Annotated in this window: 10 protein-coding genes and 1 pseudogene; 5 read left to right on the top strand and 6 right to left on the bottom strand. The window is 61.0% G+C overall.

Annotated features, from left to right (window positions below):
- Together VMJ11_RS30230 and VMJ11_RS30225 are read left to right on the top strand one after the other, a co-directional pair.
- A partial coding sequence (locus VMJ11_RS30230) for an MFS transporter (protein WP_325624505.1) occupies positions 1–1055 on the top strand: 1055 nt, incomplete at its 5' end.
- Positions 1056–1158: 103 nt separating this feature from the next.
- Positions 1159–1284 (top strand): annotated as a pseudogene (locus VMJ11_RS30225) (IS5/IS1182 family transposase); the annotation flags it as partial.
- A gap of 393 nt (positions 1285–1677) precedes the next feature.
- Here VMJ11_RS30225 and VMJ11_RS30220 read toward each other — a convergent pair.
- The 5 genes from VMJ11_RS30220 to VMJ11_RS30200 form a co-directional block, all read right to left on the bottom strand.
- Positions 1678–2775, bottom strand: a complete 1098-nt coding sequence (locus VMJ11_RS30220; protein ID WP_325624503.1) for an NAD(P)-dependent alcohol dehydrogenase — start codon at positions 2773–2775, stop codon at positions 1678–1680.
- 154 nt (positions 2776–2929) lie between these two features.
- Positions 2930–3271: a hypothetical protein gene (locus tag VMJ11_RS30215; RefSeq protein ID WP_325624502.1), complete on the bottom strand. Its 342-nt coding sequence runs from the start codon at positions 3269–3271 to the stop codon at positions 2930–2932.
- Between the two features lie 226 nt (positions 3272–3497).
- On the bottom strand, positions 3498–4280 hold the full coding sequence (locus tag VMJ11_RS30210) for an ABC transporter substrate-binding protein (protein WP_325624500.1): 783 nt from the start codon (positions 4278–4280) through the stop codon (positions 3498–3500).
- A 552-nt stretch (positions 4281–4832) separates the two neighbouring features.
- Positions 4833–5528, bottom strand: coding sequence for a TrkA family potassium uptake protein (locus tag VMJ11_RS30205; RefSeq protein ID WP_325624498.1), 696 nt, complete (start codon positions 5526–5528; stop codon positions 4833–4835).
- Positions 5518–6846: a TrkH family potassium uptake protein gene (locus tag VMJ11_RS30200; protein ID WP_325624497.1), complete on the bottom strand. Its 1329-nt coding sequence runs from the start codon at positions 6844–6846 to the stop codon at positions 5518–5520. The genes VMJ11_RS30205 and VMJ11_RS30200 overlap by 11 nt, the downstream gene beginning before the upstream one ends.
- Positions 6847–7272: 426 nt before the next feature.
- Between VMJ11_RS30200 and VMJ11_RS30195 the strand changes: the two genes are divergently transcribed.
- Complete coding sequence (locus VMJ11_RS30195) at positions 7273–8733, top strand: DUF4157 domain-containing protein (protein ID WP_325624496.1); 1461 nt, start codon at positions 7273–7275, stop codon at positions 8731–8733.
- 45 nt (positions 8734–8778) lie between these two features.
- Here VMJ11_RS30195 and VMJ11_RS30190 read toward each other — a convergent pair whose 3' ends face one another.
- Positions 8779–10419, bottom strand: coding sequence for a thiamine pyrophosphate-binding protein (locus VMJ11_RS30190; protein ID WP_325624495.1), 1641 nt, complete (start codon positions 10417–10419; stop codon positions 8779–8781).
- 703 nt (positions 10420–11122) lie between these two features.
- Here VMJ11_RS30190 and VMJ11_RS30185 point away from each other — a divergent pair.
- On the top strand, positions 11123–11548 hold the full coding sequence (locus VMJ11_RS30185; protein ID WP_325624516.1) for a tripartite tricarboxylate transporter TctB family protein: 426 nt from the start codon (positions 11123–11125) through the stop codon (positions 11546–11548).
- A gap of 8 nt (positions 11549–11556) precedes the next feature.
- On the top strand, positions 11557–13116 hold the full coding sequence (locus VMJ11_RS30180; RefSeq protein WP_325624493.1) for a tripartite tricarboxylate transporter permease: 1560 nt from the start codon (positions 11557–11559) through the stop codon (positions 13114–13116).
- The last annotated feature ends 7 nt before the right edge of the window (positions 13117–13123 follow it).

Raw genomic sequence — 13123 nt, 5'->3', positions numbered from 1 at the left:
ACCGTGCCAGGCCATTGCTCGGGTGTGGTATCGCCCGCCTGTTGCTCGCGGCGCTCATCCCCATCTTGCTCCTTATCGACATGGTGAGTTTCCCCGCGTTATGTATTGTCGGCTTCGCCGTCTCCGCGGTGAAATTGCTGTTCGACAGCGTGACGATCGCCGTCATTCCGACCATCGTGCAGCGGGACCAACTGACGAAAGCGAACAGTTGGTACGAGGCGTGGAACTCGAGTGCGGCGTCGTTGGGGCCTGCGCTCGCCGGATGGCTGACGCAGATCTTTTCGATTTCGACGGTCTATGTAACCAACTTTGTCCTATATGCAGCCAGCACTTTCTGTCTAAGAGGCGTCGTTATTCCGGTCAGATCGACCGATACACCAGTTGAGTCGTCACATCTGCGCGATATTGCCGAGGGAGTCGCCCTGCTATGGCGAAACGAGTTGCAAAGGACAATCGCGATCGCCGCCGGCCTCTTCAATCTGTTTCACGCCGCGTTCTTTACCGTCTTTACTATCTTCGCATTAAAGCATCTGGACTTCAGTGCCGCTACGTTTGGTTCTGTCATATCTTTCGTCGGAGTAACAGGTCTCGCCGGCGCACTCGGCGCCCCCGCGCTCGTCACGCGGGTGGGGCTGCGCACCGCGCTTGTGGGCTCGTTGCTGGCGATTGGTCCGATCGGCGTTCCGATCCTGTTCGCCGGGAGCATGACGTCATTGGAGCGAATCGCGACGATCGCTGCATGCCTTGCATGTTGGGATTTTTTGATCGTCGTTCACGTGATCATCGAGCAGACGATCCGGCAAATGACCATCGAGAGCGGACAACTGTCGAGGATCACAGCAACCACGCGATTTGTAAGCTGGGGAGCAGATCCACTCGGTGCGCTCCTCGGCGGGCTTGCGGCAAGTTCCTCTATCGGCATTCGTGGGACGATGATCGTTTGCCTCATTGGTTTTACCGCAGCCGGACTCCTCATGCTGACTTCGAAGTCCATCCGGAATCTGAGTACCCTCGACGCCCTTCCCGTAGGACGTGATAAATCTGTCATCCATTGAAACGCGATGGTTAAGAAACGGCTTCAAACCGCGCGAATCAAGGACGAGTCCACGACCACGCAAGAGAGGTCGATCTTGTCCGCCGCTCGCAAACTCGCCAGAAAGTGGCAGTGGCAAAGTCCGTTGGGTTGTCGAGCGTACACACGCCTGGTCGCATCATTTCCATCGCCTACGTATTCGCTTCGAACGTCGCGCTGACATTCACGAAGCCTTCCTCAAACTCGGCTGATGCTTGATCTGCTGGAACACTCTTCAGCGCGTGCAGCGGTCTTTATGAAGCCGTCTCTTAGCGCCGAATCCGCTATCACCAGCATTCGCCCTGCCCGCGCGCTGGATACTGGTTATTATTTGGATTCCTTATTTATTACCAGAATTTCGTGGGGCGTCCAAAGGCGTATCGTCGCACCGGTAGCGCTCAAGCTGCTTGGGCTCCACAAGCGGCAGAGTGCAGTGAACTCGAGGCTGGCACAGCACAGCTCGTCGATGAGATCACCCACCGACGAGCCAAGGCCTGTGCGCGCAATCGGCCTGAATGCGCCGGCCATGAAGCGCGGCTACGCTATCCACTCGTACTGCTCAGCGCACACATCCGGATTCGGGAAGACCGCGCCCGCTCGCACCATCATGGCTTGATGGCCACCTTCAATACACCGTCTCGCTGATTGGCGAACAGTTCATACGCCGCCACGATGGCGTCGAGGCCGTAGTGGTGCGTGACCATCACGCCAAGGTCAAGCCGGTTGGCCTCGATTACGTTCATCAGGCGGCGCATACGCTCCTTGCCGCCCGGGCACAACGCCGTGCGGATGGTGTGATCGCCGAGGCCGGCCGCGAAGTTCGTCAACGGGATTCTCAGGTCTTCCGAGTAGACCCCCAGGCTCGAAAGCGTGCCGCCCGGCTTGATGACCTTCATGGCATTCTCGAAGGTGAGCTGCGTACCCAGCGCCTCGATGGCCGAATCCGCCCCTTTGCCCCCGGTGAGCTTCATCACCTCTTGCACGACGTCGCACTGATTGAAATTTAGCGTGACGTCCGCGCCAAGCTTCTTGCTGATGCCGAGACGATGGTCATTGCCGTCCACGGCGATGATCGTGGTCGCCCCTAGCAAGCGCGCACCCGCCGTGGCGCACAGTCCGATCGGGCCTTGTGCAAAGACCACCACCGTATCGCCGATCTTGATGTTGGCATTCTCCGCGCCCTTGAAGCCGGTCGACATGATGTCGGGGCACATCAGCACCTGTTCGTCGGTAAGGCCGTCGGGAATGGGGGCAAGATTCGCCTGGGCGTCGGGCACCAGCACATATTCGGCCTGCGTGCCGTCGATGAGATTGCCAAAGCGCCAGCCGGCCGTAGCCTTGTAGCCGTGGCAGCCACACAGCCCCTGCGCAATCAGGTAGCTGCCGTCCTGGCTAGGATAGCCGTCCTGCGCGGCATAGCTGTTGAAGTTAGGGCAGATCGCTCCTGCAATGACACGCTGCCCCTCCTGGTAGCCCACCACGGCGGATCCGAGCTTTTCGATCACGCCCACGGGCTCGTGACCCACGGTCAGGCCCTTGGCGACAGGATATTCGCCTTTGAGAATGTGCACGTCGGTGCCGCAGATGGTGGTCGTCGTGATGCGGACCAGCGCGTCGTTGGGCCCAACGTCGGGAATCGGCTTGTCCATCAACTCGATCCGGCCTTTCTCAACAAATACGGCTGCTCTCATCTTTTCAGTCATGGCGTAGCCTCCTTTCGACACACGGTTGAAGTCCCTTACGCTGCCGCTTTCCTGGCGGGACGAACAGATGTTGGGGCGACGAGGCGAACATGCCTCGATTCAGGGCGACCCTATGAACCATGGCGGCCTCACGGCAAGCGCGGCGCCGCCGGTGTCACGCTGCGCGGTTACTTGCGTGCTTCAGGCGCGCCCAGAAGCTGGTTGCAGCCTCTTGCGCGACAGACTTGCAGTTGCCCACGCCGAATACCGGTGACCAATGGAACAACGCTGCGCGATAAGTCAGCGAAACCGCGCGAAGCGCCAGTTCGCCACATAGGTTGTGACATGCGCGGATCAATTGCAAGCGCAAGTCATTGTGACCAAGCGCCGCGCCGCGCACGCCGGCATGCTTCGAAATCACGCAAACGATGCGAGCTGCGGCGTGACGGCCAACATTCAGAACGCCTTCACACACCATTGCACGCCGCTCTTCAGCATACAGGGGATCGGCTTGCATCGCGCTCGGTCGTGGCCGTGAACCAGTGCGCCGCTGAGCTACGAACGTTCCAATGCGGGCGCACGCCCGAGCACTCAGCGCCGTGCCACGGTCTCATCCTGATGGCGGTGATTGCGCGGGTGCGAGATGCAGCGATTGAGATTCTCGACAACGAGCCCGTCCGAAGAATGCAGTTGCGGTTTGCAAACCGCACTTCCGGCTGCCCTCGCAGCCCGCGCAGGCACGTTCATTGGCCGTAGATGTCGAAGTCGAAATACTTCCTTTCTATCCTGTCGTACGTACCGTCTGCACGTATGTCGGCAATCGCCTTGTCGATTTTTGCCTTCAAGTCGACATCTTCCTTGCGCAAGCCGATTGCCGTGCCGCTTCCCAGCGTCTTCGTGTCGTAGATCGGGCTGCCGGCAAACGCGAAGTTTTTGCCTCGCGGCGTCCTCAGAAAGCCGAAATCGGCTTGGGCGGCGTTCTGCAGCGATGCGTCGATGCGGCCGCCAATCAGATCCGCGTAGACGAGATCCTGATCCTGATAAGACACGATCACGGCGCCCGCCGGCTCCCAGTAGGTCCGGGCATACGTTTCCTGGATCGAGCCCTGCTCCACGCCAATTCGCTTTCCCTTCAACGCCTGCGGCACAGGCTCGATCGTCGAGCCTTTTATGGCGACAAGACGTGTCGGGATGCGAAATACCCTGGACGAAAACGCAATCTGTTCCAGACGCGCCGGCGTCATCGACATCGTGGACAGCACACCGTCGAACTTGCGCGCTTTCAGCGCCGGGATCATCCCGTCGAAGGAGTTTTCGACCCACACGCATTTGGCTTCGAGGCGCCGGCAAATCTCGTTGCCGAGGTCGATATCGAAGCCCACCAGCTTGCCATCGGATGTTTTCGATTCGAAAGGTGGATAGCTCGCGTCCACGCCGAAGCGCACGGTGGACCAGTCCTTGGCGATCGCGCTGCTGGATGCCAGCGCGAGCGCCACGAGCGTCAGGGTTGCAAACTTGACCTTCATTCTTTACTCCTCTCGTCTTTTTCTGGTGGTAACGTCCAGCGTCAAGCTTTGTTGCAACATGAAGTACGCCGCTTGCTTGCCGCTGGATACATCGCCGTTGTGCATGGTGTCCACACGTGTCATGCTTCCCGCGAGACATCGTTGCCGGCGCAATCACTTTCCGCTTCGCTCTGCGACGAGCAGGTGTCGTTGCTGCGTGCGCGAGCACTCACACTGGCTTCTCGTCCCGCCGGGCATCACTGATGCGTGATTTGATTCCGGCAACGCGGCAAGCGTCTTCAGTCGCGGTGGACGATCATAACCGTACCCGCCGTACGACATGCGTATCGAAATAACAACGCTGTCGTCCATGCGATCCGCAAGCCTCATTGAGGCGGCGGCGAAATCTGCTCAAGCGAACATGGGAGTCTGTCGAACCGCGCGAAGCGGGACGTGACGCGGGACGTGACGCGGGGCAATGCGAGCGGCTAGTCTCGTCCGGCAGGGAAGAACCCAAAAGCAGCAGACGAGGCGTGGGTGCGATCAACGCAAGCGAGGCCGGCTTTGACGGCGTCAAGCGTTCGCACGGCCCGCGAACTCTTCGATCTTTCTCGACGAACCGGCCACAATCAGCATGTCCCCCGGCGCGACGACCGTGGCGGGCGTCGCGGCCCGAAAATCCTCACCGGCATGCTTCACGCCCACGACCACCACACCGAACGCCTGCAGCACGTCGCAATCCGCAAGCGGACGGTTGTGCGTCGGCACTGGCGCATGAATCTTGGCGACGGCGAATCCGTCGCCAAAGTCCGCGTAATCGATGATCCGGCCGGTAATGAGGTGCGCGATCCGTTCGCCCATCTCCACTTCCGGGTACACCACGTGGTGCGCGCCGACACGTTCGGCAATCTGGCCGTGCGCGGTGTTGAACGCCTTGACCCAGATGTCCGGAATTTTCAGCTCGGTCAACGCCATTACGGTCATGAGGCTCGACGAGAGATCCGATCCGATGCCGACGATCGCATGGGAAAAGTCGGCCACGCCCAGTTGACGCAACGTATTCACACTGGTCGAGTCGGCCTGCACGGTATGCGTGAGCCGGTCGGCCCATGCCTGCACCAGCTCGGGGTTGCGGTCGATTCCCATCACGTCGTGGCCGAGCCGCGCGAGGGACTGCGCGACGGCGCCGCCGAAGTGCCCCAGGCCGATGACGACGACACTGTCGCTCTTCGAAAAGGTGAGCGAAGTCTTGAGCAGGTTAGCCAACAATTGGATGCTCCTCGGGATAGCGATACGGCGCGCGGCGTTCGGTCACCATCAGCGACGCCGCGAAGGTGATCGTACCCACGCGCCCGATATACATGAGCGCGACGATCACGAGTTGGGCCGGCGCGGGCAGCTCGCCCGTGATACCGGTTGAAAGGCCAACCGTGCCGAACGCCGATATGACCTCGAAGATCACCTGGTCGGTGGGCAGAGCGGTAATGGGAAGAATGACGAGTGTGCCGAGGGTGATGATCACGGAACCGAGCGCCAGCACCGTAACGGCTTGCCGCTGCGCGGACGCGCTGACACGGCGGCCGAACGCGCCCACATCGCTACGCCCGCTGATCTCGGCAAACACCAGCAACGCGACGATGGCGATGGTGCCGATCTTGATACCGCCTGCCGTCCCGCCGCTGCCGCCGCCCACGAACATGAGGAAATACTGGAGGGCCCAGCTGTCGCGCGTCATCGCGCCGATGTCGATCGAGTTGAAGCCGGCCGTGCGCGCGGAGACCGAAGCAAACGCCGCCGACAAGAGTTTTTGCGGGAGCGGCATCGCGCCGAGCGTCTTCGGATTGGTCCACTCGAACGCCAGCAGGACGAGGAACCCGACGAGCAGCAGCACCAGCGTGAACAGTAAGGTGAGCCTGGTGTGCAACGAAAGACGACGCGCACCGCGCGCTCTTTCCCGGAGGTCGTACAGCACAGGAAACCCAATGCCCCCAACGACGATCGCGATCATCACCGGCACGAGAATCTGTGCATCTGCGCCATAGCGCATCAGACTGTCCGGGTGAATCGAAAAGCCCGCATTGTTGAATGCGGACACGGCATGGAACAGTCCGCTCCATGCAGCGTCGCGCCATTGGAGGCTGTATCCGAAATGAAGCCTCACGGTAAGCCATAGTGCGGTGGCCAGCTCCATGACGAGCGTGATGACGAATACCAGCCGCGCGACACTGCGGATGTCGCCCAGACGCAGCGAGCGCGTTTCAACCTGCGTAATCAGCTTCGCGCGCAGGGGCAGCGACTGGTTGGCCATGAGCCCGAGCAGCGTGGCCACTGTCATGAAGCCGAAGCCGCCCATCTGGAACAGCCCGAGGATGACCCACTGACCAAAGTTCGACCAGTAGGTGCCCGTATCGACGACGACAAGCCCCGTCACGCAGACCGCCGAGGTCGCAGTGAAAATGGCGGTGAGCCACGGCGCCGCCTCACCTTTGGCCTGCGACACGGGCAACTTCAGCAGCACGGTTCCCACGGCAATAACCAGCAGAAAGCCCAGGGCAACTGCCCGGGACGGATGAAGCAGCTGGGCCATTCAATACCTCTTCGAAACGCATTCGAATGTTGATTGAATCCGGCCAGGCAAGCGTGTCGCAAGTTGCGGCGTCCCAGCGGTGAACTGCGTAAGCTTCGACCGAACAGGAAAAGAGGAACTCTAACGAGTGTAGTCACCGGCATCGGCCGGAGCCACCCACTTTTCGCGCTATCCGGCCAGAGCACGGCACCGCCCTTGTATCGTCAACGTCAGTTTTCTTCCGTCGCATTCCTCACATTGACCCACCCTGGGCGCAGCGATATAGTCTGGACAACAGAAAGACCTGGTCGAAAGACCATATTTCCCGTGTTCGCTCCGCCAGTTCCGAAGGCACGGTGTACGGCCCGGGCGCGCAGCGCCAAGGCTACGGAGCCGCGTCCAGTCAGTGCGAAAGATCGCGCAAACGCTCCGGCCAACGCGCGCGCCATGACGTGGCGCTTGCCGGAAATTCCGGCGGTCCCGGCTTTGTCCGAAGTGCGCGTCGGCGTGAGAGACGATCCTCTCGAGCACGAGGCCGATCGGCTCGCCAACGCCATGACTGGGTCATCGAACCCCGTCAAAACGCTGCCTGCTGCAAGTGCGCCCGCGACCTCGAAGTTCGTCGTTCCCCGCGCCGTCTCGCAGGTTCTGAACGAACCTGGCCGCGAGCTCGATGCCGCTTCCCGCGATGCCATGGAAACGCACTTCCAGGCGGATTTCAGCCGCGTTCGCGTGCACGCCGACGCCAGTGGCGCGGCAGCGGCCGCGGCACTCGGCGCGCGGGCGTTTGCCGCTGGACAGCATGTGGTGATCGATCCGGCCGAAGCCGGCGGCGACGGCGGCAAGCGGGTCCTCGCCCACGAATTGGCGCACACCGTGCAGCAGCGCGGCTTCGCGGCGGCGAGCCCCGTCATTCAGTGCCAGCAGCGTGGCGGCCTGCGGGTCGCGTTGCCCAAGGCGGAGATCAAGGCCATCGGCAATGCGGACGTGAACCAGATCGTCGATGCCTTTCCCGCCGTGATCGTCAACGGCCAGAAGTTCAACATTTCGATCAGCACTCCAGACGGCACGCGACGCACCTTCGGGATCGAAATCGAAATTACGCCAGGCAGACCGCCTATCACCAGCCCGGCGGCCGCGCAAACGGCAAAGAAGCCGATGCCGGCCGGTAGTTCGGGCCCGCCGACTTTTGCCGTCCAGATCTTCCAGATGCTGCCGGATCCCGTCCGCACGCTTTTCCACGAACTGCTGCACCTTCGGCTGGCGATCGACAGGGAGCTGCCAGACGATCAACGGTCGGACACGTTCGGCCGCTACAACGAGCAATTCCAGATGGCAACCGATGAAGCCTTGCTGCGTGCCACCGGTGCATTCGATCTGAAGAAGGCCGTGATGGACAAGATCGGGTCCGTGCGACGCTGGTTCGAGACATTCGTGGCGGGCTTCAAGACGCCGGCGGGCCTTACCGCCGCGAATGACGACGAATTCCTGCAGCATTTCATCGAAGAGAAGTTCGCCAACCAGGAAGCCGCGGCCGCGAAGATTTCACCCGGCCGGAACAAGCCCGCTATCACGCAGCCCATCACGACCGCCACGATTGCGAAACGCTATGCCGGGACGGTGGCGCAGACTTTCAGGGAGGCGGCTAACGGGCAAGGGTTGCTGGGCGTGGTCGCCACCGCCGAGAACCGGGCCAAGGCATCCGCCTCCATGCCCAGCCTCGACGACCTGACGAGCCAGTTGGAGGCGGCGTTGCTGAAACTCTTCGATGCGTTGGACGCCCAGCTCGCCCAGATCGAAGCGTTCAAACGGCAACCCGCCCCGACGTCTGCACCGAGGCAACTGGGTCCCCAGCAGCAGGTGGACGAAGCCCTCAGGACACAGCCGCCTCTCGGCCTGCAGCACTAGGTATTCGCGCCGGACGATACCTGACCGAAGAGCCCCAGCCAACAACTACGAAGGCTGCCTCTTTGCGGAAGGAGCCGCGACGCCTTCTATCATGATGTTCACGCATGCAGGCAATTTCGAACCGTGTGCCTGCGCAACTGCATCGCGCACCTCATCGGCCCGTTGGACGAGCCTGCCGAATCCGCCAAAAGCCTGCGTAACGCTGTCGTAGCGCGTGGGCAAGAGTTCGCAGCCGATCAGGCGCTCACGGCCATAACTCCTGAGCTGGATCTGATACTCCGCATTCCAGCGCGCGTCATTGCCCACCACGGCGACGAAGGCCAGATCGTAACGCACGGCGGTATCGATTTCGGCGGCATGAAAGCCGAAGGTGCCGTCCCCCATGACGGCGACGATCGGCGCGTTCGGCTGCGCAACCCGCGCGGCCAGCGCAAACGGAAGCGCGGCGCCGATCGCTCCGGCAACGCCGTTGATGACACGATTGGGCGCATGCAGGCACGCTTGCGCCCATTGTCCGAACTCGCCACCGTCGGAGATGAAAACGGAATCGGGATGACTGTCCAGCAACGCCTGAAGCGGCGCGAGCGCCTGGACCGGATGAATGCGCTTTTCCATCGACGACGAAGCGTTGCTCCATTGTTCGGGACGCGAAGCAACCGCATCCTGCACGGCGCGCGCCCATCGTTCATCGCACTGGCCAGCAACGCCGCCAGTCGAGGCGAGCAAGTCAAGCGATGGAAACACATCCGCGACAGCCGTTCCGATCAGACGCTCACCCACGGCGCGACGCGTCCGTGCGATTTCGTGCGGCTCCGGGTCGATCTGCAGGAACGTGCAGTTCGGGGAAAAGGCCGGCGATTGTCCGAAGCCCAATGTGAAATCGAGCCGCTTGCCGAGCAGCAGCACACGGTCCGCCTGTGCGAGGACTTCGGCGAATGCGCCAAGGCTCGGATCATTGATCCCGCGCGGGCTCTCCATGCCGATTACAGGAATGCCATGTGCGGCCGCAACCTTGTCGATTCGTTCGCGCCCCGCGCGAGTCATGCACGCCGGCCCCACGAGGATCAGCGGACGCGATGCGCTCTTCAGGCTTGCGACAAGGCGCGTCACGAGGGCGCTGTCGAGAGCTTGCCTGATTGGCGCAAAGCTATCGACATCGATTTCGTCCGGCACGTGGGAGGCGCCCTCCAGTACGTCAACGGGCAAGCTAAGGTGAACGGGTCCGGGCCGCCCGGACTGCGCGACGCGGATTGCGTACACGAGTTCGTCGGCAAGCGTATGGGGATGCTGTACGGTGGCGGCCATCTTGACCAGAGGCGCCGCTACATCTGCCTGCCGCATCTCCTGAAACGCGCCCATCCCCAATTGATCGTGCGGCGCATGCCCGGAAAGCAGCAGCACGGACGATTCGGCCATTTGAGCGGTATAGAGCGCCGAGACCGCATTGGCGTGACCTGGGCCGCCGGTCACGAGCGCCACGCCTACCTTGCCGGTGAGCCGCGACCAGGCGTCCGCCATGTGCACGGCCGCCGCTTCATGCCGCGTGTGGAACAGTTCGATCCCCGCGTCAATGCAAGCGTCGAACACCGGCATGATGTGGTTGCCCGACAAGGTGAAGACCTGCTTCACCCCTGCCTTCGACAACACCTTTACCAACGCATCCGCGCCACGGCATGTAATCGACATTACGTTACCTCCTGATCAAGATGATTTGATTCCGACCTATGGTTACGACCTGTGCGCCACGCCATGCGCAACGCGAAAGACCGGCTTGCTCTCTTCGTAGCCCCGACGATTATTCGCGGCGCACCGTGCGGTGAAAAGTCATTATTTCTTGCAGTGAACGAAAGATTCTCTTCCGCTCGCCTTCCATGCGCCTTCCCGCCCTTCGATTGCGCCTGCGCCTGTGCGTTACGCATTCGAGCCCGTGGAGAGAATTCCCGATGCTGCCTTCCCCCACCGCGAGGACGTCCAGACACCCATGTTTTCCCTGATGGCATTCTCAAGGCTAACACACTACATTGCAACTCATACATATGAGTTGTATGACTGTGCCGTGCAGGCCATCGTGCCTGCACTTCGTGCGCCGGCACCGGTGGCGTGCCGCCAGTCAGTTGTACGTCTTTGCCTCGATCCCGCGTAGGGGGTTGGGGTATCGCTCACCCAGACGCTTTCTACGCCGTATTGCACTCAGGCGATCATCTTTCGGAAATCCGATACTTCGTTTCGTACTGCTACTTTCTTCCATTTGAGCCAGGCAATGCAGCCAGTGGATAGGCTCCAGATCTCATATGGCCAGTTGCGTTCCGGGTTTCAGTCGCTCGGGTGACGGAGGCGTGCGTTGAACCGCAGACTTTCTTTCAGCAAGGACTACTACGGCGGCGCGATGATGGTCGTGATCGGCATGAGTGCCGTGTACGCCGGCATGACCTACGACGTTGGCACGCTCACGAGCATGGGCGCGGGCTTTTTCCCGGTAGCCGTGGGCGCGCTTCTGGCTTTTGTGGGCGCCTTGATTGCCATGCTCGCCAAGGATCTTCCCAAACCCGAACCGAACACGACCGAACCGCATGCGAGGTTGCCCGACTTGCGCGGCGGCATCTGCATTATTGCCGGCACACTTGCCTTCATCCTGCTCGGCAAGTACGGAGGCCTGCTTCCCGCCACTTTTGCGATTGTGTTCATCTCTGCGCTTGGGGATCGAACCAATTCCGTATTTCGCGCTGCCGCGTTGTCCATCGTCATGTGCGCGATTGCCCTGGTCGTGTTCTCCTGGGCTTTGAAACTGCAATTGGCGCCGCTCGCCTGGGGATAGTGAGAAACATGATCGAACAGTCCTTGCACGACCTCTTCTATGGCTTCACGGTTGCGCTTCAAGGCTCCAACCTGATGTGGTCCTTCTTCGGTGTGCTCGTGGGCAACATGGTAGGCGTGTTGCCTGGAATGGGTGCCCTTTCCGCCATCTCCATTCTCCTGCCGCTCACCTATGTGATGCACCCCGTCCCGGCAATCCTGATGCTCGCCGGCATATTCTATGGATCGCAATACGGCGGAGCGATCGGCGCCATTCTGCTCAATCTTCCCTCGCACCCTCCTCATGCGATCACCTGTCTCGACGGGTATCCCATGGCCAAAGCCGGCAGAGGCGGCGCGGCGCTCGGCATCACGATGCTGAGTTCGTTTTTTGCCGCGTCGACGGGCATCCTTTTGATGATTTTCGCCTCTCCGTTGCTCACAGCAATGGCATTCAAGTTCGGTCCAGCCGAGATTTTCTCGGTCATGCTGCTCGGCCTTCTCGCGGGCTCCACCATGTCGAGGGGCTCCGCGCTCAAAGGCGTGGCCATGACGCTTTTTGGCGTGCTTTGCGGGATGGTCGGCACCGACGTCAATACGGGTACGTTCCGCTTCACGTTTGGCATTACCGACCTGAGCGACGGGCTCGAACTGGTCGCGATCGCCATGGGACTCTTTGGCATTGCCGACTTTCTTTGCAACGTCAACAGGATGACGGTTTCGAGCAAATCGCTCGACGTACGCTTCAAGGACATGCGACCAACGCGCAAGGAACTCAAAGCCGCGTTCTGGCCCATGACACGAGGCACGGCTGTCGGCGCTCTCTTTGGCGCCATGCCGGGAACCGGCCCGACGATCACGACGTTTGTCGCGTATGCGCTCGAGCGAAAGCTCTCGAAAAATCCGCAGGCATTCGGGACCGGCGTCATTGCCGGCGTCGCAGCGCCTGAAGCGTCGTCGCACTCCAAGACGCAGGTCGATTTCATCCCGACGATGAGTCTGGGCATACCAGGCGATCCGGTCATGGCGTTGATTCTCGGGGCGCTCATCATTCAAGGGATTACGCCTGGCCCCCAACTCATCTCCGAACATCCGGATATCTTCTGGGGATTGATCGCCAGCTTCTGGATCGGCAATGTTCTCCTCGTTCTTCTCAATGTCCCGATGATCGGCATCTGGATAAAATTGCTTAGGCTTCCTTACCGGTATCTCTACCCTTCTGCGATGTTCTTTATTGCCGTCGGGGTCTTCAGCACGCAGAACAGTCTCTTCCAGGTGTGGCAAGTCTTGACGTTCGGCGTACTGGGAACGATCTTCAGCTACCTTGGATTTTCCGTCGCGCCGATTTTGCTCGGGTTCGTCCTCGGCCCGATGATCGAAGAGAACTTTCGGCGCGCTCTCCTCATCTCGCACGGGAACCTTTCCATCTTTATCGACCGGCCCATCAGTTGCGGATTTCTGATCGTGTCGCTGCTGCTGGTGGTGCTGGTCACGCTATCCGCGCAACGAAGCCGCCGACGCGAGAAAAGGTCTGAACCCGTGCACGGGCTGGGCTCGCAAGGCGAAATACGTCGGGCGGGGAGCGAGTGAAAGCGTT

Source organism: Paraburkholderia sp. (assembly GCF_035501035.1).
Taxonomy (GTDB): Bacteria; Pseudomonadota; Gammaproteobacteria; order Burkholderiales; family Burkholderiaceae; genus Paraburkholderia.
Note: the sequence above shows the minus strand (reverse complement) of the source record. Positions and strands in the feature narration are given on the sequence as shown.

Coding starts and splice junctions, on each gene's coding strand:
- VMJ11_RS30180 (WP_325624493.1), top strand. CDS start 11,557: ATGATCGAACAGTCCTTGCACGACCTCTTCTATGGCTTCACGGTTGCG.
- VMJ11_RS30200 (WP_325624497.1), bottom strand. CDS start 6,846: ATGGCCCAGCTGCTTCATCCGTCCCGGGCAGTTGCCCTGGGCTTTCTG.
- VMJ11_RS30190 (WP_325624495.1), bottom strand. CDS start 10,419: ATGTCGATTACATGCCGTGGCGCGGATGCGTTGGTAAAGGTGTTGTCG.
- VMJ11_RS30195 (WP_325624496.1), top strand. CDS start 7,273: ATGACGTGGCGCTTGCCGGAAATTCCGGCGGTCCCGGCTTTGTCCGAA.
- VMJ11_RS30185 (WP_325624516.1), top strand. CDS start 11,123: ATGGTCGTGATCGGCATGAGTGCCGTGTACGCCGGCATGACCTACGAC.
- VMJ11_RS30220 (WP_325624503.1), bottom strand. CDS start 2,775: ATGACTGAAAAGATGAGAGCAGCCGTATTTGTTGAGAAAGGCCGGATC.
- VMJ11_RS30215 (WP_325624502.1), bottom strand. CDS start 3,271: ATGCAAGCCGATCCCCTGTATGCTGAAGAGCGGCGTGCAATGGTGTGT.
- VMJ11_RS30210 (WP_325624500.1), bottom strand. CDS start 4,280: ATGAAGGTCAAGTTTGCAACCCTGACGCTCGTGGCGCTCGCGCTGGCA.